20 protein-coding genes are annotated in these 23,978 nt (G+C 72.1%); 5 read left to right on the top strand and 15 right to left on the bottom strand.

Features of this window, described 5'->3' with window-relative positions; translation table 11 throughout:
• Positions 1-50: 50 nt before the first annotated feature.
• The 3 genes from ACFZB9_RS13325 to ACFZB9_RS13315 are packed head-to-tail and all read left to right on the top strand — an operon-like array spanning position 51 to position 7,104.
• On the top strand, positions 51-380 hold the full coding sequence (locus ACFZB9_RS13325; RefSeq protein ID WP_391446549.1) for a trypco2 family protein: 330 nt from the start codon (positions 51-53) through the stop codon (positions 378-380).
• The gene (locus ACFZB9_RS13320; protein WP_391446547.1) at positions 377-4,081 is read left to right on the top strand and encodes a tetratricopeptide repeat protein; all 3,705 of its coding nucleotides are present in this window, start codon (positions 377-379) and stop codon (positions 4,079-4,081) included. The genes ACFZB9_RS13325 and ACFZB9_RS13320 overlap by 4 nt, the downstream gene beginning before the upstream one ends.
• Positions 4,078-7,104 (top strand): NACHT domain-containing protein, encoded by a 3,027-nt coding sequence (locus ACFZB9_RS13315; protein ID WP_391446545.1) that lies wholly within the window; start codon positions 4,078-4,080, stop codon positions 7,102-7,104. Before ACFZB9_RS13320 ends, ACFZB9_RS13315 begins: the two co-directional genes overlap by 4 nt.
• On the opposite strand, the gene ACFZB9_RS13310 is transcribed toward ACFZB9_RS13315, so the two are convergent.
• Positions 7,101-7,499, bottom strand: coding sequence for a hypothetical protein (locus tag ACFZB9_RS13310; RefSeq protein WP_391446543.1), 399 nt, complete (start codon positions 7,497-7,499; stop codon positions 7,101-7,103). The two genes, ACFZB9_RS13315 and ACFZB9_RS13310, sit on opposite strands and share 4 nt — an antisense overlap.
• Before the next feature lie 146 nt (positions 7,500-7,645).
• Between ACFZB9_RS13310 and ACFZB9_RS13305 the strand changes: the two genes are divergently transcribed.
• Both ACFZB9_RS13305 and ACFZB9_RS13300 read left to right on the top strand, forming a co-directional pair.
• Positions 7,646-7,864 carry a hypothetical protein gene (locus tag ACFZB9_RS13305; RefSeq protein ID WP_391446541.1) on the top strand — a complete coding sequence of 73 codons (219 nt, stop codon included), beginning with the start codon at positions 7,646-7,648 and terminating at the stop codon, positions 7,862-7,864.
• 57 nt (positions 7,865-7,921) lie between these two features.
• On the top strand, positions 7,922-8,647 hold the full coding sequence (locus ACFZB9_RS13300) for a Clp protease N-terminal domain-containing protein (protein WP_391446539.1): 726 nt from the start codon (positions 7,922-7,924) through the stop codon (positions 8,645-8,647).
• An 89-nt stretch (positions 8,648-8,736) separates the two neighbouring features.
• Here ACFZB9_RS13300 and ACFZB9_RS13295 read toward each other — a convergent pair whose 3' ends face one another.
• The 14 genes from ACFZB9_RS13295 to ACFZB9_RS13230 all read right to left on the bottom strand — a co-directional run bounded on the left by ACFZB9_RS13295 (position 8,737) and on the right by ACFZB9_RS13230 (position 23,956).
• Positions 8,737-11,253: an ATP-dependent Clp protease ATP-binding subunit gene (locus tag ACFZB9_RS13295; protein ID WP_391446537.1), complete on the bottom strand. Its 2,517-nt coding sequence runs from the start codon at positions 11,251-11,253 to the stop codon at positions 8,737-8,739.
• 742 nt (positions 11,254-11,995) lie between these two features.
• Positions 11,996-12,346 carry an Lsr2 family protein gene (locus ACFZB9_RS13290; protein WP_391446535.1) on the bottom strand — a complete coding sequence of 117 codons (351 nt, stop codon included), beginning with the start codon at positions 12,344-12,346 and terminating at the stop codon, positions 11,996-11,998.
• Positions 12,347-12,508: 162 nt separating this feature from the next.
• The gene (locus ACFZB9_RS13285; RefSeq protein WP_391446533.1) at positions 12,509-13,036 is read right to left on the bottom strand and encodes an amino-acid N-acetyltransferase; all 528 of its coding nucleotides are present in this window, start codon (positions 13,034-13,036) and stop codon (positions 12,509-12,511) included.
• A 10-nt stretch (positions 13,037-13,046) separates the two neighbouring features.
• Positions 13,047-13,469, bottom strand: coding sequence for a BlaI/MecI/CopY family transcriptional regulator (locus ACFZB9_RS13280; RefSeq protein WP_391446531.1), 423 nt, complete (start codon positions 13,467-13,469; stop codon positions 13,047-13,049).
• Between the two features lie 154 nt (positions 13,470-13,623).
• Entirely contained in the window at positions 13,624-13,791 is a 168-nt protein-coding gene (locus ACFZB9_RS13275; RefSeq protein WP_391446529.1) for a hypothetical protein, read from the bottom strand.
• Positions 13,792-13,795: 4 nt separating this feature from the next.
• Positions 13,796-15,376, bottom strand: coding sequence for a bifunctional lysylphosphatidylglycerol synthetase/lysine--tRNA ligase LysX (gene lysX / locus ACFZB9_RS13270; RefSeq protein ID WP_391446528.1), 1,581 nt, complete (start codon positions 15,374-15,376; stop codon positions 13,796-13,798).
• A gap of 80 nt (positions 15,377-15,456) precedes the next feature.
• The gene (locus ACFZB9_RS13265; RefSeq protein ID WP_391446526.1) at positions 15,457-17,085 is read right to left on the bottom strand and encodes a hypothetical protein; all 1,629 of its coding nucleotides are present in this window, start codon (positions 17,083-17,085) and stop codon (positions 15,457-15,459) included.
• Between the two features lie 217 nt (positions 17,086-17,302).
• Positions 17,303-18,049, bottom strand: a complete 747-nt coding sequence (locus tag ACFZB9_RS13260; RefSeq protein ID WP_391446525.1) for a hypothetical protein — start codon at positions 18,047-18,049, stop codon at positions 17,303-17,305.
• Between the two features lie 87 nt (positions 18,050-18,136).
• The gene (locus tag ACFZB9_RS13255; protein ID WP_391446523.1) at positions 18,137-18,928 is read right to left on the bottom strand and encodes a type III pantothenate kinase; all 792 of its coding nucleotides are present in this window, start codon (positions 18,926-18,928) and stop codon (positions 18,137-18,139) included.
• A gap of 58 nt (positions 18,929-18,986) precedes the next feature.
• On the bottom strand, positions 18,987-19,955 hold the full coding sequence (nadC, locus tag ACFZB9_RS13250; protein WP_391446521.1) for a carboxylating nicotinate-nucleotide diphosphorylase: 969 nt from the start codon (positions 19,953-19,955) through the stop codon (positions 18,987-18,989).
• Positions 19,952-21,628, bottom strand: coding sequence for an L-aspartate oxidase (locus ACFZB9_RS13245; protein ID WP_391446519.1), 1,677 nt, complete (start codon positions 21,626-21,628; stop codon positions 19,952-19,954). Before ACFZB9_RS13245 ends, nadC begins: the two co-directional genes overlap by 4 nt.
• Before the next feature lie 22 nt (positions 21,629-21,650).
• A complete protein-coding gene (gene panD / locus ACFZB9_RS13240; RefSeq protein ID WP_184936936.1) occupies positions 21,651-22,067 on the bottom strand; it encodes an aspartate 1-decarboxylase in 417 nt (138 codons plus the stop codon).
• 45 nt (positions 22,068-22,112) lie between these two features.
• On the bottom strand, positions 22,113-23,009 hold the full coding sequence (gene panC, locus ACFZB9_RS13235; RefSeq protein WP_391446516.1) for a pantoate--beta-alanine ligase: 897 nt from the start codon (positions 23,007-23,009) through the stop codon (positions 22,113-22,115).
• On the bottom strand, positions 23,009-23,956 hold the full coding sequence (locus tag ACFZB9_RS13230) for a Rossmann-like and DUF2520 domain-containing protein (protein ID WP_391446514.1): 948 nt from the start codon (positions 23,954-23,956) through the stop codon (positions 23,009-23,011). Before ACFZB9_RS13230 ends, panC begins: the two co-directional genes overlap by 1 nt.
• Between the last annotated feature and the right edge of the window lie 22 nt (positions 23,957-23,978).

Here is a 23,978-nt window from a genome sequence, read left to right as displayed (position 1 = left end):
ATGGGTGATCAGTTGACGAAGCGTCGGCAGGCGGCCCCCGAGGAGTGCCAGTGAGCGACGACCGGTTCGCGGACATCGAACTCGCGGAGGCGGTCGAAGCCGTCCGCCGGCAACTGGCGGCGGCCGCCGAACGTGCCGAGGGGGAGCGCTTCCAGTTCGAGGTCGGCACGGTGGAGCTGGAGTTCGACGTCGAGCTGCGCCGCGAGGTGAAGGCCGCCGGGCGGGTGCGGGCCTGGGTGCTCTCCGGTCAGGCCGAGGCGGCGGCGGGGCGCACCCGTAGCCACCGGGTCACCGTCAGCCTCACCCCCAAGGACCTCGCGACCAACGGCAGTGTGCGGGTCGGCAACCGGGACCTGGGCAGCCGTGAGGGCTTCAATTGAGCCTGACGGCTCAGCGGGTCGCGGCGGTCCGCGCGGCGGGCCAGGGCAGCGGCGTGCTGCTCACCGGCCGCCTGCTGCTGACCGTCGCGCACCTGCTGCCGGCCGAGGGCGCGGCACCCGTGCGGATCGAGGCCGCCGTCCCCGGCGGCCGGGGCTGGGTGCGCTGCACCCCGTTGTGGCGCGCCCCGCAGGAGGGCGCGGACGTCGTGCTGTTGCTGGCCGCCGGTGACCTGGTCCGCCCGGAGGTGGCGGCCGGCTTCAGCCCGCTGCGCTGGGGCCGGATCGAGGGCCTGGACCCGGTCCCGCTCTGCCACGCGATCGGCTACCCCGCCGCGGGGCGCGAGGACGGCGGGGTGCTGCGCAGCCACCAGCTGGTCGGCACCCTGGCCCCCGCCACCGGCCTGGGCACCGGCCGGCACACCCTCACCACCCAGCACCAGCCGCCGGGGCCGGTGAGCGGCGCCGACTCCCCGTGGTCGGGCATGTCGGGCGCTCCGGTGATCTTCAACGGTCTGCTGCTGGGCCTGGCCACAGCCGACCTCGCGCCGGAGGTCTGGAGCCACTCCCAGCTCGGCCTGGTCCCGGTCGTCCCGCTGCTCGACACCCCGGAGTTCAGCCGGCAGCTGGCCCGGCGGCTGCCCGCACCGGTCCGGATCCAGGGCATCTCGGCCCAGGAGCGCCGGGACGCCGCCTTCGAGGAGCGCTACGCCCGCAGCATCGGCAAGGAGCACGGCCGGCTGAAGATCTTCGGCCTGCCCCAGTCGCTGCCCTGGGACCTGGGCACCGCCTACCTGAGCCTGCAGGCCGTCCAGCTCTCCGACACCCAGCGCAGCGCCGACTCCCCGGCGCCCCGGCGCGGCTACGGCAACCCCGTGGCGCCCTCCGGGGACACCCTGCTCGGCCCGCCCGAGCGGCGCGGACGGGTGGAGGGCATGCTCAAGAGCCGCCGCCGGGTGCTGCTGCGCGGCCAGGCGGGCTCCGGCAAGACCACCCTGCTCCAGTGGCTGGCCGTCAACGCGGTGGCCGGCACCCTGGTCGGCGAACTGGCCGAACTCAACTACCGGGTCCCGTTCGTCCTGCGCCTGCGCACCATGTTCCAGCTGCGCAACCTGCAGCCGCTGCCCGCCGAGTTCCTGGCGATGGACCGCAGCCCGGTCGCCGACAGCCAGCCACCCGGCTGGGCGGACCGGCTCTTCGCCGCCGGCCGGGCGGTGCTGCTGGTCGACGGCCTGGACGAGATCCCGCAGGGCGAGCGCGACGAGGCCGGGGAGTGGCTGGCCGAGCTGCTCGCCTCCTACCCGAACTGCTTCACCCTGGTCACCGTGCGCCCCTCCGGCGTGCCCGCGCAGTGGCTCAGCCACCTGCGCTTCGAGGAGCTGCTGCTCTGCCCGATGGACGAGTGGGACCGCAACCGCTTCGTCGAACGCTGGCACCAGGCCGCACTGGCCGCCGAGCGCGCCGCCACCGAGGCGACCGTGCCCGAGCAGCTGACCGAGGACGAACTCGCCGCGATGGAGGACCAGTTCCGCGGGATGAAGAACACCCTGCGGCGCACCCTGCGGCAGTCGCCGGAGCTGGAGCTGCTCACCGACAGCCCGCTGCTGTGCGCGATGATCTGCGCGCTGCACCGGGACTGGGAGGGCGCGCTGCCGCGCCGCAAGATGGAGCTCTACGAACTGGCCCTGGACATGCTGCTGCTGCGCCGTGACAAGCAGCGCCGGGTGGCCGTGGAGCCGGCCGGCTACCAGTACGGGCGCGAGGAGCAGCTGGCGCCGCTGCAGCGGATGGCCCGCTGGCTGGTGCTCAACGGCCAGCACGAGGGGGACCGCAGCGACGCGCTGCGCCAGATCGCCCAGGTGCTGCCCAGCCTGCCCGCCGCCCGGGCGGGCCTGGACGCCGAGCAGATGCTGCGGCACCTGGTGGAACGCACCGGCCTGCTCACCGAGACCAGCGTGGACACCTTCGAGTTCGTCCACCGCACCTTCCAGGACTACCTGGCCGGCCTGGAGTTCGCCCAGGACCGGGACTTCGGCCTGCTGGCCGGGCGGGCCGCCGACGAGCACTGGGCGGACGTGGTGCGGATGGCGGTCGGTCACTGCTCGCACGGCGACCGGGCCCGCCTGCTGCACCGCCTGCTGGCCGCCGCCGACGAGTGCCCCGACCCGCGCGAGGCCCGCTGGATGCGGCTGGTCACCGCCAGCTGCCTGCCGTACGCCTCGGTGCTGGCCGAGAACGTGCGCGCCGAGGTCCTGGCCGCGGTGGAACCGCTGCTGCGGCTCTACCCGGTGGAGGCCGAGGCCGCCTATGAACAGCGCGAGTGGCAGGGGCTGTTCGCGATCGGCGAGGACCTGCTGTCGCTGCTCACCCCCGACACCGACCTGCCGCTCTGGCTGGTCTGCCGGCTGCTGGAGCGGATGGGCGGTGAGGAGGCGCTCAGCCGGCTGGCCGCGATCAACAGCCGGATCGCCGCCGAACAGGGCTCGCCCGACTCCTCGCGCGACGCGCTCGCCTCCCGCGAGGTGCTGGCCCGCGCCTACCAGGAGGCCGGCGACCTGGCCCGGGCGATCCCCGTCCTGGAGCAACTGGTCACCCTCGCCGAGGCGGTGAAGGGCCCCGGCCACCCCGACGCCTTCGGCCCGCGGCTGCGGCTGGCCGAGGCCTACCTGGACTCCGGTCAGCTCAGCGCCGCGCTGCCGTGCTACGAGCAGCTGCTCGCCGACGCCGAGGCGGCCGCCGAAGCGGGGGCCGGCGGTAGCGGAGCCGGCGGCACGCCCGCCACCGCCGACCTGCTGCACATCCGCGGCCGGCTCGGCGCCGCCTACCTGCAGGCCGGCGCGATCGGCCAGGCGATCCCGCTGCTGGAGGACCTCACCGCGCAGACCGAGGACCTGCACGGCCCCGCGAGCGGCGAGGCGCTGGCCGCCCGCGGCAACCACGCCGCCGCGCTGCGCGACGCGGGCCTGCTCGCCAAGGCGATCACCACCTTCGAGTGGCTGCTGATGGACGCCGAGCACGCGCTCGGCGAGGACCACCCGATCACCCTGGTGATCCGCACCGACGCGGCCGCCTCGCTGGCCGAGGCCGGTGACCTGTCGCGGGCCATCGCCGCCCTCGAACAAGTGCGGGCCGACGCGGTGCGCGCGCTCGGCGAGGACTACCCCGCCACCCTGACCGCGAGCCTGCGGCTGGCCGCCGCCTATGCCGACGCCGGTGACCTGTTCCGGGCCGTCCCGCTGCTGGAGGCCATCGACCTGGCCCGCACCCGGGTGCTCGGCGAGCGGCATCCCGCCACCTTCAGTGCCCGGCGCCACCTCGCCGTCGCCTATCTCGACCAGGGCGAGGACGCCCTCGCCTTCGACCTGCTGCACAGCACCCTGGAACGGGCCCGGCGCGCGGTGGGCGAGGAGCACCCCGAGTCGCTCGCGCTGCGCCACGAACTGGGCGTCGCCACCCGGCGGGTGGGCGACCCCGGGCAGGCGGTGCGGCTGCTGCGCGAGGTGCTCACCGACCGCTGGGGGCTGCTGGGCGAGCGCCACCCGGACACCCTGCGCACCCGCCACCAGCTGGCGAAGGCCTACTGGGGGGCCGGGGACGCGGTGGAGGCGGCCCAACTGGCCGGGCGCACACTGGCGTTGTGCCTGACCTATCTGAGTGCCGGGCATCCGCTGACGGTGGCGGTACGGGAGAGCCTGCGAGGGTGAGACGCGTGATGCGTGCGGTGGCGGTGCGGGGCGGTCAGCAGGGGAGCGGGGTCCTGCTGACCGAGCGGCTGGTGCTGACGGCGGGCCACACGGCCTGCGGTGAGGTGGAGGTCGCCGCGCCCAGGAGAGCGGGCGGGCGCGGCTGGGTCCGCGCCACGGTGCTCTGGTCCTCGGCCGAGCTCGACGTCGCGCTGCTGCGCGCCGCCGCACCGGCCGCCGACCCGCTGGCGCCGCCGCATTGGGCCGCGACCGACCGGCTGGTGGAGCCGCTGTCGCCGTGCCACCTGACCGGGTTCCCGTCGGCCGCCCGCGAGCGGGACGGACGGCTGGACAGCCTCCAGGTGACGGCCACCCTGACACCGGGCTCGGGGGCGGTCCTGGACCAGCACGTCCTGGAGGTCAACCGGGTGCCGGCCGGGCGTGAGCCCTGGTCGGGCATGTCGGGCGCCGGGGTCTTCTGCCGGGACCAACTGCTCGGCATCGTGCTGACGGACTGGCGCACCGACCACGCGTGGCTGACCTTCCGGCCGGTGAGCGCCCTGCTGGACATCGAGGCCTTCCGCGAGCACCTCCCGTTCCCGGTGCGGTTGGAGCGGGCCGCGGTGCCGGACGTCGCGGACACCGACTTCGAGCGCCGGTACCGCGAGTGGATCGCCCGGGAGCACGGAAAGCTGCGGATCTTCGGCCTCGACCTCTCCCGCAGCCACTCCCGGCTGAGCGAGCTGGACACCGCCTACCTCAGCCTGGAGAGCACCGACCACCTGGACCGCGACCGGGTCGAGACGATGCTCAGGAGCCGCCCCCGGGTGCTGCTGCGCGGTCAGGCGGGCTCCGGCAAGAGCACCCTGGTGCAGTGGCTGGCGGTCCACGCCGAGCAGGTGCCGTTCGTGCTGCGGCTGCGCTCGATGTACCACCGGGGCAACCTGCGGCCCGGACCCGAGGAGTTCCTCGCGCTGAACGAGTGCTGGCTCGGCGACCAGCCCGAGGGGTGGGCCGAGCGGGTGCTCCGGGCGGGGCGCGCACTGGTGCTGGTCGACGGCCTGGACGAGGTCCCCGAGACGCAGCGCGAGGAGGCGCGCGGCTGGCTGGGCAAGCTGCTGACGCACTACCCGGACAACCACTACCTGGCCACCGTCCGGCCCTCCGCCGTACCGTCGAACTGGCTGCGCGAGCTGCGCTTCGAGGAGCTGTCGCTCTGCCCGATGGTGCCCGCCGACCGCATCCAGCTGATCGAGCGCTGGCACGCGGCCGCCGCCGAGGAGAGCCGCTCGGAGCTGGACCGGGTGGAACTGCCCGCTCTTGAGGGGCGCCTGCTGCGCTTCCTGCTGGCTTCGCCGGAGCTCGCCCAGCTGGCCGACAGCCCGCTGCTCTGCGCCATGCTCTGTGCCCTGAACCGGGAGTGGGACGGCGCGTTGCCGCGGCGCCGGATGGAGGTCTACGAGGCCGCGCTGAACATGCTGCTGGTCCGGCGCGATCAGCAGCGCGGGGTGGAGGCCGCCGCCGTGGTGCCGCTGACCAAGGAGGAGCAACTGGCCGTGCTGCAGCGGATCGCGGCCTGGCTGGTCAAGAACTCGGCCGCCGAGGCGTCGCCCTGCGACGCGGTGCACCAGATCCGCCGGCTGCTGCCGACCCTCTCCTACGAGGCCGGTGCCGTCTCGCCGGAGCTGATCTTCGCCCAGCTCGTCGAGCGGTCCGGCCTGCTGGCCGAGACCAGTGCGGACAGCTTCGAATTCGTCCACCGGACCTTCCAGGACTATCTGGCCGCCCTGGAGTTCACCGAGGACCGGGACTTCGGCCTGCTGGCCGGCCACGCGGCCGAGGACCAGTGGTCCGACGTGATCCGGCTGACGGTCGGTCATGCCGGGCCTGCGGACCGCGGCGAACTGCTCACCCGCCTGCTGGAGGCGGCGCAGAGGGCGCGCGGCAAGGAACGGAGTCGCGCGATCCGGGTACTGGTCGCGACCTGCCTGCCCTATGCCACCCGGCTGCCGGAGCAGGTTCGCCACCGGATCACCGAGAGCACGACGAAGCTGTGCCGCGGCGGGCTCTACGAGCTGTACGAAGGGCAGGTGCGGCTGCTGGCGCAGGCGGGTGACGAGATTGTGCCCTGCCTGTCGCTGCGCGACCAGGGGGAGGGCTGGCAGGAGCGGGTCTTCGGGCTGCTGGCCGATATCGGCAGCGAACGGTCACTGGCCCGGCTCGCCGACCTCGCCGGGCAGTTGGACCCCGCCGGGCGCAGCAAGCTGTCCCGGCTCTGGGGGCGGTGCGACGTGGAGACCTTCGCGCGCGAGGTCCTGGCGCGGGTGGACCTGGCGCGGTCGACGGTCACGGTCCACAGTGATGAGGAGCTCGCCTCGCTCATCGGCGTGGGGCCGTTGGGGACGCTGGAGCTCAAGGGCAGCCGGTCGCTGGAGCGCGAGCTGCTCGGGCAACTGAGCGTCTCGCATCTGGCGATCACCGGCGACAGGGCCCTGACCGGCCTTGAATTCCTCGATTCACTGCCGGAGTTGGAGCATCTGAGCCTGGCCGGCTGTCACCGGCTCAAGGACCTCTCGGCGCTGGCCGGGCGTTCGATGACCTCCCTGTTCCTGCACGAGGTGGGGGGCATCGCCACCGCGGAGGAGCTGGCCCGGCTGCTGCGAAGCGTTCCCGGCATCCGGCGGATCGGACTGTACGCGGCGTTCTTCCGGAACTTCCGCGGGGACCCGTTGCCACCGCTGGAGGAGCTCGTCATCACGGTGGACGACTGGGTCTCGGACATCGTGCTCGACCCTGGCTTTCTGGCGGCGGTCGGGACGGTGACGTTCGTCTTCACGAAGAGCCCGATCCATCCGATCGACCTCTCCCCGCTCGGCGGCGAGCGCGGACCCAGGATCGTGCTCAGCCGCAACGCGCCCGATCCTCGACTCGACAGCTGCGTCGCCGCCCGGGAGGCCGTCGCGCCGCACCGCCTGACCGTGGCGTGGGGCGGCCTGGCGGGAGAGGACGACCCACATCGTCCCCTCCCGCACTCGGAGCGTTAGTTCGTGGCGTTCCAGTCGGGGTTGTTCTGGCTGCCGGTGGTCACGATGTGGTCCGGCGAGGTGTAGTCGAAGGAGTCGGTGTCGATCAGGAAGTCCTTCCCGTTGGAGTCGACCCCGTAGATCTTGGCCGTGGTGTTGCCGGGGTGCAGCGTGTACGCCGGCGAGCAGTGGCCGGGGGCCACCACCAGCGTGGCGAAGGAGATGGACACCGCCCCGCCGGGGAGCGGCGTGCTGGGGAACACGGCGTACGACGCGTAGCTGCCGTGCGAGCAGATCTGGAACTGGCTGGACGACGCGTGGGCGCCGCTGCTGGCGAAGGCACTGCCGCCCAGGGCGAGGGTGAGGCCGGCCGCAGCCGCGACAACGCCTGCCGCGCGCTTCAGGTTCACGTTCATCTTCGTATCCTTCGAAAGGAGTTGAGACAGTGCGGAGTGACAAGTAGTCACGTCCCGCCCGGTACACGGCTACTGTCCGGGGCGCGGTTCAGCCGGACACTTCTGCGCCCCGTGACCCCCGGGTCGGGCCGCTCGTTGTGCCGGGCATGAAGAAGCGCAGCATGCTCGCCGTCGCCTCCCTCGCCGTCGGTTTCGCGGCCTCCCTCGCGGCGCCCTCCGCCCACGCGGCCACCTCGCTCGGGGACGGCAAGACGCCGAATCTGCTCGGCAACAGCACGGTGCTCGACCCGCTGCTCGGCGGTCACCACAGTGCGCCCGAGACCGCCATGACCAGCAGCACGACCGGTGGGCTGCTCGGCGGCTAGCAGGAAGGTGTCAACCGGTGGTTGACGCCAGGCCATGTGTCAACCTACGGTTGACACATGGCGAACTCCACTCGCAAGACGAACTCCGTACGCCTCGACGACCTGATCGAGGCCATCAAGCAGGGCCACGGCGATGCCCTGACCCAGCTCTCCAACGCGGTCGTCGCGGCCGACCACCTCGGCGAGGTGGCCGACCACCTGATCGGCCACTTCGTGGACCAGGCGCGCCGCTCGGGCGCCTCCTGGAGCGACATCGGCCGCAGCATGGGCGTCACCCGGCAGGCCGCGCAGAAGCGGTTCGTGGCCAAGGACCCGGGCGAGCCCACCGACCTCGACCCCAGCCAGGGCTTCGGCCGCTTCACCCCCCGGGCGCGCAAAGTGGTGGTGGCCTCCCAGGAGGAGGCCCGCGCCGCCAGGAACGAGGAGATCGGCGCCGACCACCTGCTGCTCGGCCTGCTGCACGAGCCGGACGGCCTGGCCGTCAAGGCCCTGCTGGCGCAGGACATCACGGCCGCGCGGCTGCGGGAGGCCGCGACCGCGGCCCTGCCGGCGGCCTCCGCCGAGGAGATCCCCGCGCTCATTCCGTTCGACGCGGGCGCGCGCAAGGCGGTGGAGCTGAGCTTCCGTGAGGCGATCCGGCTGGGCCACAACTACGTCGGCACGGAGCACATCCTGCTCGCGCTGCTGGAGTTCGAGGACGGCTCCGGCGTGCTGAGCGGGCTCGGTCTGGACAAGGCGGGCGCCGAGGCCGCCATCGCGGCGGAGCTGGCCGCGCTGAGCTGACCTGTCGCCCCGATCCGGGACGGCGAACGGCCGCGGCTCCCTCGAAGGACTTCGAGGGAGCCGCGGCCGTTCAAGGCACCTGGCAGGTGTTACTTCGTCAGGTCGGGACCCGTCGCCGCCACCGCGGCCGGAGTGTCGGCGACGGCCGACTTCTCCTCGCCACGGAAGGTGAACTTGGCTTCCTTGCCCTCGCCCTCCACGCCGACGACCACGATGTGGCCGGCACGCAGCTCGCCGAAGAGGATCTTCTCGGAGAGGTGGTCCTCGATCTCGCGCTGGATCGTGCGACGCAGCGGGCGGGCGCCGAGCAGCGGGTCGTAACCGCGCTTGGCCAGCAGCTTCTTGGCCTCGATGCTGAGCTCCAGGCCCATGTCGCGGTCCTTGAGGCGGCCGTCCACCTTCTCGATCATCAGGTCGACGATCTGGATGATGTCTTCCTCGGTCAGCTGGTGGAAGACCACGATGTCGTCGACACGGTTGAGGAACTCGGGGCGGAAGTGCTGCTTGAGCTCCTCGCCGACCTTGGCCTTCATCCGCTCGTACCCGGTCTGGGTGTCACCGCTGGCGGCGAAGCCCAGGCCGAAGCCCTTGGAGATGTCCCGGGTACCGAGGTTGGTGGTCATGATGATGACCGTGTTCTTGAAGTCGACCACCCGGCCCTGGGAGTCGGTCAGGCGACCGTCCTCCAGGATCTGCAGCAGCGAGTTGAAGATGTCCGGGTGGGCCTTCTCGACCTCGTCGAAGAGGACGACCGAGAACGGCTTGCGGCGCACCTTCTCGGTGAGCTGGCCGCCCTCCTCGTACCCGACGTAGCCGGGGGGCGAGCCGAAGAGCCGCGAGACGGTGTGCTTCTCGCTGAACTCCGACATGTCGAGGGAGATCAGGGCGTCCTCGTCACCGAAGAGGAACTCGGCGAGCGTCTTGGAGAGTTCGGTCTTACCGACGCCGGACGGGCCGGCGAAGATGAACGAACCACCGGGACGCTTCGGGTCCTTGAGGCCTGCCCGGGTGCGCCGGATGGCCTGGGAGAGCGCCTTGATGGCGTCCTTCTGGCCGATGACGCGCTTGTGCAGCTCGTCCTCCATGCGCAGCAGGCGGGAGGACTCCTCCTCGGTGAGCTTGAAGACCGGGATGCCGGTGGCGGTGGCCAGGACCTCCGCGATCAGCTCCTCGTCCACCTCGGCGACGACGTCCATGTCGCCGGCCTTCCACTCCTTCTCGCGCTTGGCCTTCGCGTTCAGGAGCTGCTTCTCGTCGTCGCGCAGCGAGGCGGCCTTCTCGAAGTCCTGCGCGTCGATCGCGCTCTCCTTCTCGCGGCGGACCTCGGCGATCTTCTCGTCGAACTCGCGCAGGTCCGGCGGCGCGGTCATCCGGCGGATGCGCATCCGGGAGCCGGCCTCGTCGATCAGGTCGATCGCCTTGTCCGGCAGGAAGCGGTCCGAGATGTACCGGTCGGCCAGGGTGGCGGCGGCGACCAGGGCGGCGTCCGTGATGGAGACCCGGTGGTGGGCCTCGTACCGGTCGCGCAGACCCTTGAGGATCTCGATGGTGTGCGGGAGCGAGGGCTCGGCGACCTGGATCGGCTGGAAGCGGCGCTCCAGCGCGGCGTCCTTCTCCAGGTGCTTGCGGTACTCGTCCAGCGTGGTGGCGCCGATCGTCTGCAGCTCACCACGGGCCAGCATCGGCTTGAGGATGGAGGCCGCGTCGATCGCACCCTCGGCGGCGCCCGCGCCGACCAGGGTGTGCAGCTCGTCGATGAACAGGATGATGTCGCCGCGGGTGCGGATCTCCTTGAGCACCTTCTTCAGGCGCTCCTCGAAGTCACCGCGGTAGCGGGAACCGGCCACCAGGGCGCCGAGGTCGAGCGTGTAGAGCTGCTTGTCCTTCAGCGTCTCGGGCACCTCGCCCTTGACGATCGCCTGGGCCAGGCCCTCGACGACGGCCGTCTTGCCGACGCCGGGCTCGCCGATCAGCACCGGGTTGTTCTTGGTGCGGCGGGACAGCACCTGCATGACCCGCTCGATCTCCTTCTCGCGCCCGATCACCGGGTCGAGCTTGGCCTCGCGGGCGGCCTGGGTGAGGTTGCGGCCGAACTGGTCGAGGACCAGCGAGGTCGACGGGGTGCCCTCGGCGGGGCCGCCGGCGGTGGCCGACTCCTTGCCGCCGCCCTGGTACCCGGAGAGCAGCTGGATGACCTGCTGGCGAACCCGGTTGAGGTCGGCGCCCAGCTTCACGAGGACCTGGGCGGCGACGCCCTCGCCCTCGCGGATCAGGCCGAGCAGGATGTGCTCGGTGCCGATGTAGTTGTGGCCGAGCTGAAGGGCCTCGCGGAGCGAGAGCTCCAGCACCTTCTTGGCCCGGGGGGTGAACGGGATATGGCCGGACGGAGCCTGCTGGCCCTGCCCGATGATCTCCTCGACCTGCTGGCGGACCGCCTCAAGAGAGATCCCGAGGCTCTCCAGGGCCTTAGCGGCGACACCCTCACCCTCGTGGATCAGGCCCAGGAGGATGTGCTCGGTGCCGATGTAGTTGTGGTTGAGCATCCGGGCTTCTTCCTGAGCCAGGACGACAACCCGCCGCGCGCGGTCGGTGAACCTCTCGAACATCGTTAATCGCTCCTCAGAGCGGTCGGGCAGTTCGGGGACTGTCCCCGCCCTGTCCTTCCGCATGCTAGTCCCGCTCAGCGGCGCGGCCTACGGTGTTCCTCGCGACTGCGAGGAAATCGTGCTGCGCGACCAGCCGACACCCTTCCCAACCTGATGGTGAGGAACGGTGTTCCCGCCAGTACGCGCGATGCACGTCTTGCCGCTACGCCAATGGCGAACACGCATCGGACCCCGATGGGGAACAGTGCGCACTCGCCTCGATTCCCGGCTTCGCGGCCTGCCTCCGGGGTGGGCTCCGGAAGCCACTCACGCCCCAGTCGCCCGCCCCACCTGCATTCATACCGGAAATTCCGGCCGTTCTCGTGCAGTTTCCCCGGCAGTGTTGTTCGCCCGGCGAGAAGTTGCCCGCCCGGCGGGAGAACACCCTGCCGCTTCGGCCGTCGGCCTCCTGGTAGAGCCGAACGGGGCCGATACCGTGACCGGCCCGCCGTTCCAGCGTTGCACAGTGCGTGAGCGTTCTGCTGCCGGTGGCCCGGCCCGCCGGTGATCCGCGTCCATCGAGTGCCTGTGGCGCGGGATGGCGCGCGCCTGCGGCCACGGGACGGGGCGCGCCCGCCGATGCGGCCACGGCGCGCGGAGGGGGACCCTCCGCGCGCCGTCGTGGATGGCGCAGTCCGCTCGTGTCCTGCGATCCGCCCGGCGTGCGCTTGCGGCTCGCCGTGCTGACCCGCCCGGGGGCGGGTCAGGAGGCGTTGGCCGCCTCGTAGGCCTCGCGGACGTTGCTCGGGACCCGGCCGCGGTCGTTCACGTTGTAGCCGTTGTCCTTCGCCCACGTGCGGATCTTGGCCGTGTCCGCACTACCGGCCGCCGGACGGGCGGCGGCGCGGCCACCGGCCCTGCGCGCGCTGGTGAGCCGGCCGCTCTGCTTGCGGCCCTTTTCGACGTACGGAGCGAGCAGACCGCGCAGCTTCTCCGCGTTGCCGGACTTCAGGTCGATCTCGTAGGCAACGCCGTCGAGCGCGAACGTCACCGTCTCGTCCGCCGAACCGCCGTCGAGATCGTCTTCAAGAATGACCTGCACCCTCTGTGCCACGGGACTCCCTTTCCGCTTAACGACCCAATGCCTTAGGGAAAGGAAACCGCCTTTTCTCGGAAAACACAAACCCCGGTCTCTTCGGCCGGGCGTGCCGAGCGGCATCGGCAAGTCGTCGTCAGTTGCGCCGGGGAGTGCGCCGCGACTAGTGCACAGGCCGGTTCAGAGGTGCAGCAGCATGCGCGAGTTGCCCAGGGTGTTGGGCTTCACCCGCTGCAGGTCGAGGAACTCCGCCACTCCTTCGTCGTAGGACCGAAGGAGTTCTTCATACACTTCCGTAGCGATGACGGCCGGGTCTGTCGTACCATCATCGGTTTCGCCGATCTCGACGAAGCCGTGTTTCGCGAAGAACGCGACCTCGAACGTCAAGCAGAAAATCCGACGGACGCCGAGCCAGCGCGCGGTCTGCAAGAGCTTCTCCAGCAGCACATGTCCGATGCCGTGACCTCGGCAGATCGGATCGACGGCCAGCGTGCGCACCTCCGCCAGGTCTTCCCACATCACGTGCAGCGCGCCGCAGGCGACCACGCTCCCGTCGTCATCGCGTTCGGCGACCCAGAACTCCTGAACGGATTCGAACAGTGTGACAGTGGGCTTGTCGAGCAGAATGCCGCCCCGCGAGTAGCCGTCGATCAGCCGGCGGACGGCCCGCACATCAGTGGTCCGCGCCCGGCGGATGGTGACCTCCATGGGCGCGACGTTATCGTGTCGGCGGCGGCTCGGTCCCATCGGTGCCGAGGGGTGGATTGCTCTCGTCCGAAGGATCGGGCCCGGTGACCCGAAGCGCGTCGCGCAGTGCCGCGCGCTGGTCGGCCGACATCATGCCGAAGAAGTGCACCAGGGCCGCCGCGGGATTGTCGCTGGTGGCCCACGCGTCGTTCATCAGAGATGCCGTGTACGCCTCACGGGAGGAGACCGGCGCATATCGATAGGCCCGCCCGTCGCGCTCGCGGCGCAGCCAGCCCTTTCGGTAGAGCTTGTCCAGCACCGTCATCACCGTGGTGTACGCGATATCGCGTTCCGTGCGCAGATCGAGCAGAACCTCGCGAACCGTCACCGGGCGGTTCCACCGCCACACCCGGGTCATGACGGCGTTCTCGAGTTCACCGAGCGAGCGCACCATACGACCACTTTAGAGACTTTTGTCTGTTTAATGGCGCAGGCCGCCACCCGAATCGGGAGGCGGCCTGCGTTTACACGTTCAGCCCTGCGGTACGACTGTGCTACTCGGGCCCACACGGGGCCCACACGGGGCCCACGCGCGTGCCGCGCGGCCCCTACTCGGCCGCCGAACCACGCGCGGCACTGGCCTGCACCAGCACCTCGGCGGCGGCGTCCTCCTTGCTCTTCTGGGCGCCGCCCTGGTTGCGGATGATGGCCCGCACCAGGAATCCGAACCCGATCGCCATCACCAGCGGCGGCACGATCGCACTGACGTACTCCATCAGGTCACTCTCCCTCGGACTCTTCGGTCTGCTCGGTGGTCCCCGTGGTCCTGGCGGCGGCCCCACCGCCGAGGTCAGGCCGCACCAGCGGGAAGAGCACCGTCTCGCGGATGTTCTTGCCGGTGAGCAGCATGATCAGGCGGTCGACGCCCAGGCCCAGGCCGCCGGTGGGCGGCATCGCGTACTCCAGCGCGCGCAGGAAGTCCTCGTCGATCTGCATCGCCTCGACGTCGCCGCCGGCCGCCAGCAGCGACTGGGCGGTGAGGCGGGCCCGCTGCTCGACGGGGTCGATCAGCTCGGAGTAGGCGGTGCCCAGCTCGGTCCCGAAGATCACCAGGTCCCACTTCTCCGCCACGCCCGGGATCGAGCGGTGCTGGCGGGTGAGCGGGGAGACCTCGGTCGGGTAGTCCTTGATGAAGGTCGGCCGGATCGCGTTCTCCTCCAGCAGGCGCTCGACCATCTCCAGGACGATCTGCCCGTGGCCCCACTCCTTGTCGTAGGGCACGCCGGCCGCGTCGGCGAGCTTGCGCAGCTCCTCGACGGTGGTCTGCGGGGTCACCTCGCTGCCCAGGCGGGCGGAGATGCCCGGGTAGACGCTGACCTCCTCCCACGGCTCGGCCAGGTCGATCTCGTGCTCCACGCCGTGCGCGTCCAGGCCCTTGATCACCGTGGTGCCCAGCGCGTCGCGGGCCGCGTTGACGATCGTGGCGCGGATCAGCTCGGCCTGGGTGTTGTAGTCGCCGTACGCCTCGTACGACTCCAGCGAGGTGAACTCCGGGTTGTGGGTGGAGTCCGCGCCCTCGTTGCGGAAGTTGCGGTTGATCTCGAAGACCTTCTCGGCGCCGCCGACCACCAGCCGCTTGAGGTACAGCTCGGGGGCGATGCGCATGAAGAGGTCGATGCCGTACGCGTTGATGTGCGTCTTGAACGGCCGTGCGTTGGCGCCGCCGTGCACCGGCTGCAGCATCGGGGTCTCGACCTCGATGAAGCCGCGGTCCTCGTAGGTGCGGCGGATCGAGCGGACCACCTTGCTGCGCAGCTGCAGGATCTCGCGGGCCTCGGGGTTCACGATCAGGTCCACGTACCGCTGGCGGACCCGGGCCTCCGGGTCGGTCAGGCCCTTGTGCTTGTCCGGCAGCGGGCGCAGGCACTTGGCGGTGAGCTCCCAACGGTCCACCATGACGCTCAGCTCGCCGCGCTTGGAGGTGATCACCTCGCCCTCGACGCCCACCTGGTCGCCGAGGTCGATGTCCGCCTTCCAGGCCGCCAGCCGCTCCTCGCCGAGCTTGTCCAGCGAGAGCATCACCTGCAGGTCGCCCGAGCCGTCGCGCAGCGTGGCGAAGCAGAGCTTGCCGCCGGTGCGGGCCAGGATCACGCGCCCGGTGACGCCGGCCCGCTCACCGGTGGCGGTGTCGGCGGGCAGGTCCGGGTGCTTGGCGCGGAGGTCCGCGATGGTGGTGGTCCGGGGGAACCCGACCGGGTACGGGTCGATCCCGGCGGCGCGGAGCCGGTCGAGCTTCTCGCGCCTCACGCGCATCTGCTCGGGAAGGTCGTCGGTCGCGGGAAGGCTGCTCTGATCGCTCACCTCACCAGGGTAGCGAGCCAAACGCCCCGCCCCGCCACCGGATATCACCGGACGGCGGGGCGGGGCCTGTGGCCAGGTCGTCAGTGCTGCGCGCCGGCCTTGCGGCGGCGGGCGGCGTACACCAGGGCGCCGGCGCCGAGCAGCACCGCGGCACCGCCGGCGGCGGCGATGGCGCCGGCATCGGAGCCACCGCCGGTGAAGGCGAGCTCCTGGCCGGCGGGCTTGCTCGCCGCGGCGGTCGCGGTGGCCTTGCCGGTCGCGGCGGTGGTGGTCGGCGCGGCGCTGGTGGCGGCGGCCGGGGCGGCGCCGGTCGGGGCGGCACTCGGGGTCGTGGCGGGCTGGGCACCGAAGGCCAGCTGGACGCTGTTGTTGGCCGGGTTCGGGTCGAAGCTCAGCTTGTCGGTGGCGTTGAAGTCGGACGGCAGCTCGCCGTCGACGAAGTCGACCAGCCCGTTGCGCACGGCGCTCGGGTCGTCCACCTGGATGCCGAAGTCAAAGGTGATCTTGAAGCCGGCCGGCTGCGTCTGCTTGGTGTCGCAGCGGTACATGGTGCGGTTCGCCGCGTCGGTCAGGTGGGTCTGCAGCAGGCAGCCGTTCGGCACCGTGGTGGCCTTGACGCCGGCGGGCAGGATCACCTGCAGGTCGGCGATCGAGGATCCCGACCGGTTGCTGAAGAGCGCCGGGCCGTCGTTGCGCAGGCCGACCTCGAGGGTGCCCTGCTTGCCGCCGGCCTGCGGCTGCCAGCTGCCGAGGGCCACGTAGTCCGCGTGGTTGACGGCGGTGACGTCGAGCTCCGCCTCGCTGTTGCGGCCGAGGTCGGCGATGGTCGAGGGCCCGGTGACGGGGGATTCGGGCTTGCCGAGGGTCAGGTGCGGGCCGCTGCCCTGGGTGAACGTGACGCCGGAGTTGTAGGAGTTGTCGAACGGCTGCGGGCTGACCGCGAATTCGACGAAGTTCTCCAGCGCCTGGCTCGACACGTCGAACTGCACCGGGTCCAGGTGCACGGTCTCGCCGGGGGCGATGCCGGTGTCGATCGTGCAGATCGCGGTCGAGGAGTAGTCGTTCGCGCCCTTGCCGTACTCGCAGTTCCCGTACTGCTGGTGGAACGGCAGGGCGACGGAGGAGTAGATCTCGATGGTCGTCCGGGTCGAGGCGAGCGGGCCGTTGTTGGTGATGTCGAGCCCGGTGGACACGGTCGAGCCGACCTTGACGCCGTTCTGCGCCGGGATCTGCTTGACCGACAGCTTGGAGCCGCCGACGGTCAGGACGGTGTCGAACGAGGCGGAACCGCCGTCCTCGGTGGTGGCCGTCAGGTGCAGCTTGCCGCCGGCCCCGAGCTTCGCGCCCTTGACCGCCTGGAACGGCAGCTCGATCTGGTTGCCGATCCGCGGGCCGACGGACTGGGCGCACGTGACGATGGAGCCCTGCGAGGTGCAGGACGCGCTGCTCTGGAAGGTGGCGATCCCGGCCAGGGCGCTGAGGTCGATGGTGAGCTTGCCCCCCTGCGGCGAGGACGCGCCGGGGGCGGTCACGGTCACGTCGATGTTCTGCACGCTGCCGTCGGTGGGCAGCGCGTAGGCGGCGGCGCCGCTGATCGTCAGCCCGCCGGCGGCAGCATGGGCCGGCAGGGCCGTCAGGCCGGCGGTGAGGAGCGCGGTGAGTGCGGTGGCGCCGGTGGCGGTGGCGCGGCGGGTGCGGGCTGAGAGCACGAGGTCCCCCTGGTTGCTGAATATTCCCAGCGGACCATAGGGGCAGAGGGGAAGGCGCGAATCGGACAGTTTCGGGCAGTGCTGTCTCAAATGCGCTCAAGTTTTAGTGAAGCTTGACCATAAGTCAGCAACTAAGTCATCACATTATCGATAAAGCACTGCGCGCCACCGCCCCCAGGGCGATGGCACGCAGTGCATGGGACGACCGGACGGCTGGTCAGCCGGTCCCGGTGGCCAGCTCCTCGTCCTCCTCGGTCCGCGCGACCACGACCGGGGCCGGGCGGCGGGCGAAGAGCTCGGCAGGGGTGGGGATCCGGCCGGCGGCCGGGGCCGCGGAGGTGCCCGCCTTGGCGGAGGTGGTCGGGCGGGGGGCGGGGGTACCAGCGGGGGTGCTCATCGGAATCGGTCCTCCGGCGCGGTCGGCTCGGTCGTTGAGGGGGCTGGGCACGGCCGCCAGGTGCCGCGCGGTGGCGGGGCCCGGGACGGCGGGGCGGGGCAGGCCGGTGGTGCGGGCCAGGCGCTCGCGGATGGCGGCCTCGGCCAGGGCGTGGCAGCGGCCGGCCAGGCGGGAGCGGCGGGCACGTTCGCCGGGGCCGCAGGGCAGCTTGGCCAGGGAGCGCAGGGCGGCCAGATCGTCCGGTTCGGGGAGGTAGCCGTCGGTGACGGCCTCCTCCAGGCGTTCCAGGTAGCCGCGGGCACTGCCGGGCAGGGCGGACCGGTAGCGGACCAGCTCGGCGAGGAGGAAGCCACGCAACCGGCCGCCCTCGCTGACGGCCTCGTCGATGGCCTCGGTCAGCCGGAGTGCCTCCTGGACGTCCTCGGCCCAGAGGTCGGCCAACAGCGGGCCGGCCGGCAACTGGGCGGGAACGGCGGGGTGGAGGGCTTGGGCGAGGGCACGGCGCAGCACGCGCACTTCGTCGGCGCTGAAGGCCATGCCACCGCGGGATCCGTGAGGCGTGGGCATAAGTTGACACTACGTGAGGAATATCCGATTTGCGGGATGCCTCGCATGGCGCCGCCCGGATGGCCCAGCTTTATATATGACAGGCCGTCAGGTGGCGGTGTTCCGCTCGTAGACCAGTCGCAGCCCGATCAGCGTCAGCCAGGGCTCGTGCACGTCGATGGTGCTCGCCTCGTCCAGCACCAGGGGGGCCAGGCCGCCGGTGGCGATCACCTGGACGTCCTCGGGGTCGGTGGGCGACAGCTCCTTGGCCATTCTGGTGACCAGCCCGTCCACCTGGCCGGCGAAGCCGTAGAGCACGCCGGACTGCATGCCCTCCACGGTGTTCTTGCCGATCACGTTGCGGGGCTTGGCCAGCTCGATCTTGCGCAGCTGGGCGCCGCGCACCCCCAGCGCCTCGACCGAGATCTCGATGCCGGGGGCGATCGCGCCGCCCACGTAGTCGCCGCGTTCGTTGATCGCGTCGAAGGTGGTGGCCGTGCCGAAGTCGACCACGATGCACGGTCCGCCGTAAAGGTGGTTGGCGGCCAGCGCGTTGACGATCCGGTCGGCGCCGACCTCCTTGGGGTTGTCCATCAGCACATGCACCCCGGTCTTGACGCCGGGGGCCACCAGCACCGCGGGCAGGTCGCCGTAGTAGCGGCGGGTCACCTCGCGCAGCTCGTGCAGCACGGCGGGCACCGACGAGCAGATCGCCAGCCCGTCCACCCGTTCACGGCCCGCACCACCGGGCTGGCGGCCCATCAACCCCTGCATCAGGACCGCCAGTTCATCGGCGGTGCGGCGCGGGTCGGTGGAGATCCGCCAGTGGTCGACGACCTCCTCACCGTCGAACAGGCCGAGCGTGGTCTGGGTGTTGCCGACGTCGATGGTGAGGAGCATGGGCCCCGCTTTCCGGATCGGAGGGGTCGTCAAGGGTCGTCAGCGGTCGGCCGCTGGATCAGGCCCGCAGGTCCAGGCCGATGTCCAGGACCGGCACCGAGTGGGTGATCGCGCCGACCGCCAGGTAGTCGACACCAGTCTCGGCGACCTCGCGCGCGGTGGCCAGGGTCAGACCGCCGGAGGCCTCCAGCTTGGCCCGGCCCGCCACCAGCTCGACCGCCTCGCGCATCTGCGGGACGGTGAAGTTGTCCAGCAGGATCAGGTCGGCACCCAGAGCCAGCACCGGCGGGATCTGCTCCAGGGTGTCCACCTCGACCTCCACCGGGAGCTCGGGGTAGGCGGCCTTGACGGCCGCGAAGGCCTCGGCCACGCCGCCCGCGGCGACCACGTGGTTGTCCTTGATCAGCGCGGCGTCGGAGAGCGCCATCCGGTGGTTGACGCCGCCGCCGCAGCGCACCGCGTACTTCTGCAGCGCCCGCAGGCCCGGGTGGGTCTTGCGGGTGTCGCGCACCGCGGCGCCGGTCCCCGCCAAGGCGTCGGCCCAGGCGCGGGTGGCGGTGGCGATGCCGGACAGGTGACAGAGCAGGTTGAGCGCGCTGCGCTCGGCGGTGAGCAGGTCGCGGGTGCGGCTGCGCACCGAGAGCAGCACCTGGCCGGCCTCGACCCGGTCGCCGTCCTCGACGTGCCGCTCGACCTCGAACTCCTCCTCGCAGATCAGCGAGACCACGGCCTCGGCGATCCGCAGGCCGGCCACCACGCCCGCCTCGCGGGCGGTGAAGTCGGCGGTGGCCACCGCGTCCTCGGGGACGGTGGCCACCGAGGTGACGTCCTCGCCGCCGGCCAGGTCCTCGGCCAGCGCCAGGGTGGCGATGTCCTCGACCTCGACCGGGTCCAGGCCCGCCTGCTCCAGCAGCTCGGCCAGCGCCGGGTCCAGGCCCGTCTCGTAGCCCTCGCCGTCGGCGCAGCCGCAGCCGGCGCCGCAGCCGTCCTGATCGGCCATCGGAAGTTCCTCGTGGCTGTGGGTCATCGGTTCTGGTGCTCCTCACGGACGCGGACACCGGCGGCGTCCAGGACGGTGGTCAGATGACGCTGCCAGGTGGCGTCGTCGCGATCGGGGAAGTCCTCGCGCCAGTGGCAGCCGCGGGTCTCGGTGCGGCGGGTGGCCGCGGCCACCAGCGCGGTGGCGACCAGCAGCAGGTTGGCGGCCTCCCAGGTCTCCACCCGCGGGTCGGCCGGCTTCTGCTCGGCGGCGCGCTCGGCGGCGCCGGCGGCGACCGCGGCCAGCCCCTCGGTGGCGCCGGCCATGCTCCCGGCCGAGCGCAGCACGCCCGCGCCGCGCGACATCAGGTGCTGGATCCGGGCCCGGGCCTCGGGGGCGGGCAGTGGCACGGGGGTGGCGGCCCGGGCGCCGGCCACATCGACCTCGCGCAGCGGCAGTTCGCCGGCCGCACTGCGCTCGGCCAGGTCGTGGGCGATCCGCTCGGCGAAGACCAGGCCTTCGAGCAGCGAGTTGGAGGCCAGCCGGTTGGCGCCGTGCACCCCGGTGCAGGCCACCTCGCCGCAGGCGTACAGGCCGGGCACCGAGGTCCGCCCGTGCAGGTCGGTGCGCACCCCGCCGGAGGCGTGGTGCGCGGCCGGGGCCACCGGGATCGGCTCGGTGACCGGGTCGATGCCGTGGGCCCGGCAGGCGGCCAGGATGGTGGGGAAGCGCTCGGCCCACATCCGGGCGCCGAAGTGCCGCCCGTCCAGGTACATGTGCTCGGCGCCCTGGGCCGCCATCTGCTGCATGATCGCCTTGGCCACGATGTCGCGCGGGGCCAGCTCGTTCAGCTCGTGCCGGCCGACCATGAACCGGGTGCCGGCGGCGTCCACCAGGTGGGCGCCCTCGCCGCGGACGGCCTCGGAGACCAGCGGCAGCTGGCCCTCGGCCCCCGGCCCGACCCAGAAGACGGTGGGGTGGAACTGGACGAACTCCAGGTCGGCCACCTCGGCGCCGGCCCGCAGCGCGAGCGCCACCCCGTCGCCGGTGGCGACCGCCGGGTTGGTGGTGGCGGAGAAGACCTGGCCCATGCCGCCGGTGGCCAGCACCACGGCCCTGGCCCGGATCGCGCCGACCCCGTCACGCTGGCCCTCGCCCATCACGTGCAGGGTCAGCCCGGCGGTGCGGCCCGCGGCGTCGGTGAGCAGGTCGAGCACCAGCGCGTGCTCGACCAGCTCGATCTCGGGGTCGGCGTGGACGGCGGCGACCAGGGCGCGCGATATCTCCGCGCCGGTGGCGTCGCCGCCCGCGTGGACGATCCGGTTGCGGTGGTGGCCGCCCTCGCGGGTGAGCAGGATCTCGCCCTCGGCGTCGGTGTCGAAGGCCGCACCGAGGGCGATCAGGCGGCGCACCGCCTCGGGGCCCTCGGTGACCAGCACCCGCACGGCCTGCTCGTCGCAGACCCCGGCGCCGGCCACCAGGGTGTCGGCCAGGTGCTGTTCGGGAGTGTCGCCCTCGCCCAGGGCGGCGGCGACACCGCCCTGGGCCCAGCGGGTCGAGCCCTCGTCGAGCACTGCCTTGGTGACCACCGTCACCCGCAGGCCCGCTTTGCGGATGTTCAGGGCGGCGGTCAGGCCGGCGACACCCGAGCCGACCACCACGACGTCGGTCGTGGCGGTCCAGCCGGGGGCGGGTGCGGTGAGGCGGTGGGTCGCAGGCATCTCAGGCTCCAGTCGGCCGGTGTTACGCGTGTACGGCGTCGCCGCGCAGGGTGTCCGTCCCGGGCAGGGCTTCGGCGGCGTCGGAACCGAAGCCGGTGATCTTGTTCTCCGCGTCCACGAAGACCACCTTGGGCTGGTAGGCCTTGGCCTCGGCGGTGTCCATCTGCCCGTAGGCGATCAGGATCACCAGGTCGCCGGGGTGGACCAGGCGGGCGGCGGCGCCGTTGATGCCTATCACGCCGGTGCCGCGCGGCCCGGCGATGGTGTAGGTCTCCAGCCGGGCGCCGTTGTTGATGTCGACGATGTGGACCAGCTCGCCGGGGAGCAGGTCGGCCGCGTCGAGCAGGTCCTGGTCGACCGTCACCGAACCGACGTAGTGCAGGTCGGCCTGGGTGACGGTGGCCCGGTGGATCTTGGACTTGAGCATGGTGCGGAGCATGGGTCACGCCTCCTGGGTTGAGTGCATGCCGAAGGGACTGCTGACTTACCTGACCTGGATGCGGACGTTGTCGATCAGGCGGGTGGAGCCCACCTTCGCCGCCACGGCCAGTACCGCCTCGCCCTGGAAGTCGTCCGGCGCCTCGACGAAGTCGTGCGGGTCGATCAGGGCGAGGTAGTCGAGTGCGACGCCGTCCGCCTCGGCCAGCACCTGGGCGGCGGCCTCGCGCACGGCCGCCGGGCCCTTGGCGGCCACGTCGCGGCCGGCGAACAGCGCGCGGGAGAGCGCCAGCGCCTGGGCGCGCTCGGTCTCGGAGAGGTACTGGTTGCGCGAGGAGAGCGCCAGGCCGTCCGTCTCGCGGATGGTCGGCACGCCGATCACCTCGACGTCGAAGTCCAGGTCGGCCACCATCCGCTGGATGACGGCCAGCTGCTGGGCGTCCTTCTCGCCGAAGAACGCGTAGTCCGGGTCGGTGATGTGCAGCATCTTGGCCACCACGGTCAGCACCCCGTCGAAGTGCCCGGGGCGGGTGGCGCCCTCGAACCGCTCGCCCATCGGGCCCGCGCTCAGCCTCACCTGCGGGGTGCCGTTGGGGTAGACCTCCTCGGGCAGCGGGGCGAAGACCACGTCGGCGCCGTGCTCCTCGGCCAGCCGCACGTCGGCGGCCAGGCTGCGCGGGTAGCGGTCCAGGTCCTCGGTCGGGCCGAACTGCAGCGGGTTGACGAAGACCGTCACGGCCACCCGGCCCTCGGGGCCGACCTCCTTGCGGGCGGCCCGGATCAGCGCGGCGTGGCCCTCGTGCAGTGCGCCCATGGTCATCACGAGCGCGTTGTCCACCGGGCTCTCGTCGGGCCAGAAGGCCGCCTCGAAGTCACCGACGGTGTGGGTGAGCTGGGTCTTGCGGACCTTGGGGGCCTTGGCGGCGGGCTTGGGGCGGGCCATTAGTTCTCCTCGTCGAGTACGTCCAGCAGCGAGGCCGCCGCTTCGTCCGTCAGCGTCCCGTGGGCCAGCGCCCGCTGTGCGGTGGCCTTCGCCATCGCCCGGTAGGCCGCCGGGATGTCCGGGGACACGGTGGTCAGCTGCGCCAGGTGGCGGCGCACGGTGCCGGCGTCGCCGCGGGCGACCGGGCCGGTCAGCGCCGCGTCGCCGGAGCGCAGGCTGTTGTCCAGCGCGGCACCGAGCAGCGGGCCGAGCAGCCGGCCCGGCTCCGCGATGCCCGCGGTGCGCAGCAGCTCCATGGCCTGCGCGACCAGGGTGACCAGGTGGTTGGCGCCGTGCGCCAGGGCCGTGTGGTAGAGCGGGCGGACCTCCTCGGGCACCCACTCGGGCTCGCCGCCCATCTCCACCACCAGCGCCTCGGCCACCGGGCGCAGCTCCTCGGGAGCGGTCACCCCGAACGGGCAGCCGGCCAGGCGGGCCAGGTCGACCGAGCCGCCGGTGAAGGTCATCGCCGGGTGCAGCGCCAGCGGCAGCGCGCCGACCCGGGTGGCGGGGGCCAGCACGCCCACGCCGTGCGCGCCCGAGGTGTGCACCACCAGCTGGCCGGGGCGGATCGCGCCGGTGGCGGCCAGGCCGGCGACCAGGTCGGCCAGCGCGTCGTCCGGCACGGTGAGCAGGACCAGGTCGGCGGCGGCCAGCACCTGCGGGGGCGTCACCAGGCGCACCCCGGGCAGCAGCGCCTCGGCACGGCGGCGCGAGGCGGTGGAGACGCCGGAGGCGGCCACCACCTGGTGGCCGGCCAGCTGCAGGGCGGCGCCCAGCGCGGGGCCGACCCGTCCGGTGCCCACCACGCCCACGGTCAGGCGGGCGGGACGGGCCGCGGGGTCACCCGGGTCGGGGAGGGCGAACAGATCGGAGGTGCTCACGGGCTTCTGCGTTCCAGTCCTCATACGGGTACCAGACGGTCCGTCC

Source organism: Kitasatospora sp. NPDC008050 (genome assembly GCF_042957465.1).
Classification (GTDB): domain Bacteria; phylum Actinomycetota; class Actinomycetes; order Streptomycetales; family Streptomycetaceae; genus Kitasatospora.
The sequence above is the reverse complement of the archived record's forward strand: the minus strand, read 5'-3'. Positions and strand labels throughout refer to the sequence as shown.

What these genes read in the sequence shown, in the direction of transcription:
- ACFZB9_RS13310 (WP_391446543.1), bottom strand. Translation starts at nt 7,499, where the DNA reads ATGAACGTGAACCTGAAGCGCGCGGCAGGCGTTGTCGCGGCTGCGGCC.
- ACFZB9_RS13305 (WP_391446541.1), top strand. Translation starts at nt 7,646, where the DNA reads ATGAAGAAGCGCAGCATGCTCGCCGTCGCCTCCCTCGCCGTCGGTTTC.
- ACFZB9_RS13300 (WP_391446539.1), top strand. Translation starts at nt 7,922, where the DNA reads ATGGCGAACTCCACTCGCAAGACGAACTCCGTACGCCTCGACGACCTG.
- ACFZB9_RS13295 (WP_391446537.1), bottom strand. Translation starts at nt 11,253, where the DNA reads ATGTTCGAGAGGTTCACCGACCGCGCGCGGCGGGTTGTCGTCCTGGCT.
- ACFZB9_RS13285 (WP_391446533.1), bottom strand. Translation starts at nt 13,036, where the DNA reads ATGGAGGTCACCATCCGCCGGGCGCGGACCACTGATGTGCGGGCCGTC.
- ACFZB9_RS13280 (WP_391446531.1), bottom strand. Translation starts at nt 13,469, where the DNA reads ATGGTGCGCTCGCTCGGTGAACTCGAGAACGCCGTCATGACCCGGGTG.
- ACFZB9_RS13275 (WP_391446529.1), bottom strand. Translation starts at nt 13,791, where the DNA reads ATGGAGTACGTCAGTGCGATCGTGCCGCCGCTGGTGATGGCGATCGGG.
- ACFZB9_RS13260 (WP_391446525.1), bottom strand. Translation starts at nt 18,049, where the DNA reads ATGCCCACGCCTCACGGATCCCGCGGTGGCATGGCCTTCAGCGCCGAC.
- ACFZB9_RS13255 (WP_391446523.1), bottom strand. Translation starts at nt 18,928, where the DNA reads ATGCTCCTCACCATCGACGTCGGCAACACCCAGACCACGCTCGGCCTG.
- nadC (WP_391446521.1), bottom strand. Translation starts at nt 19,955, where the DNA reads ATGACCCACAGCCACGAGGAACTTCCGATGGCCGATCAGGACGGCTGC.
- ACFZB9_RS13245 (WP_391446519.1), bottom strand. Translation starts at nt 21,628, where the DNA reads ATGCCTGCGACCCACCGCCTCACCGCACCCGCCCCCGGCTGGACCGCC.
- panD (WP_184936936.1), bottom strand. Translation starts at nt 22,067, where the DNA reads ATGCTCCGCACCATGCTCAAGTCCAAGATCCACCGGGCCACCGTCACC.
- panC (WP_391446516.1), bottom strand. Translation starts at nt 23,009, where the DNA reads ATGGCCCGCCCCAAGCCCGCCGCCAAGGCCCCCAAGGTCCGCAAGACC.
- ACFZB9_RS13230 (WP_391446514.1), bottom strand. Translation starts at nt 23,956, where the DNA reads ATGAGGACTGGAACGCAGAAGCCCGTGAGCACCTCCGATCTGTTCGCC.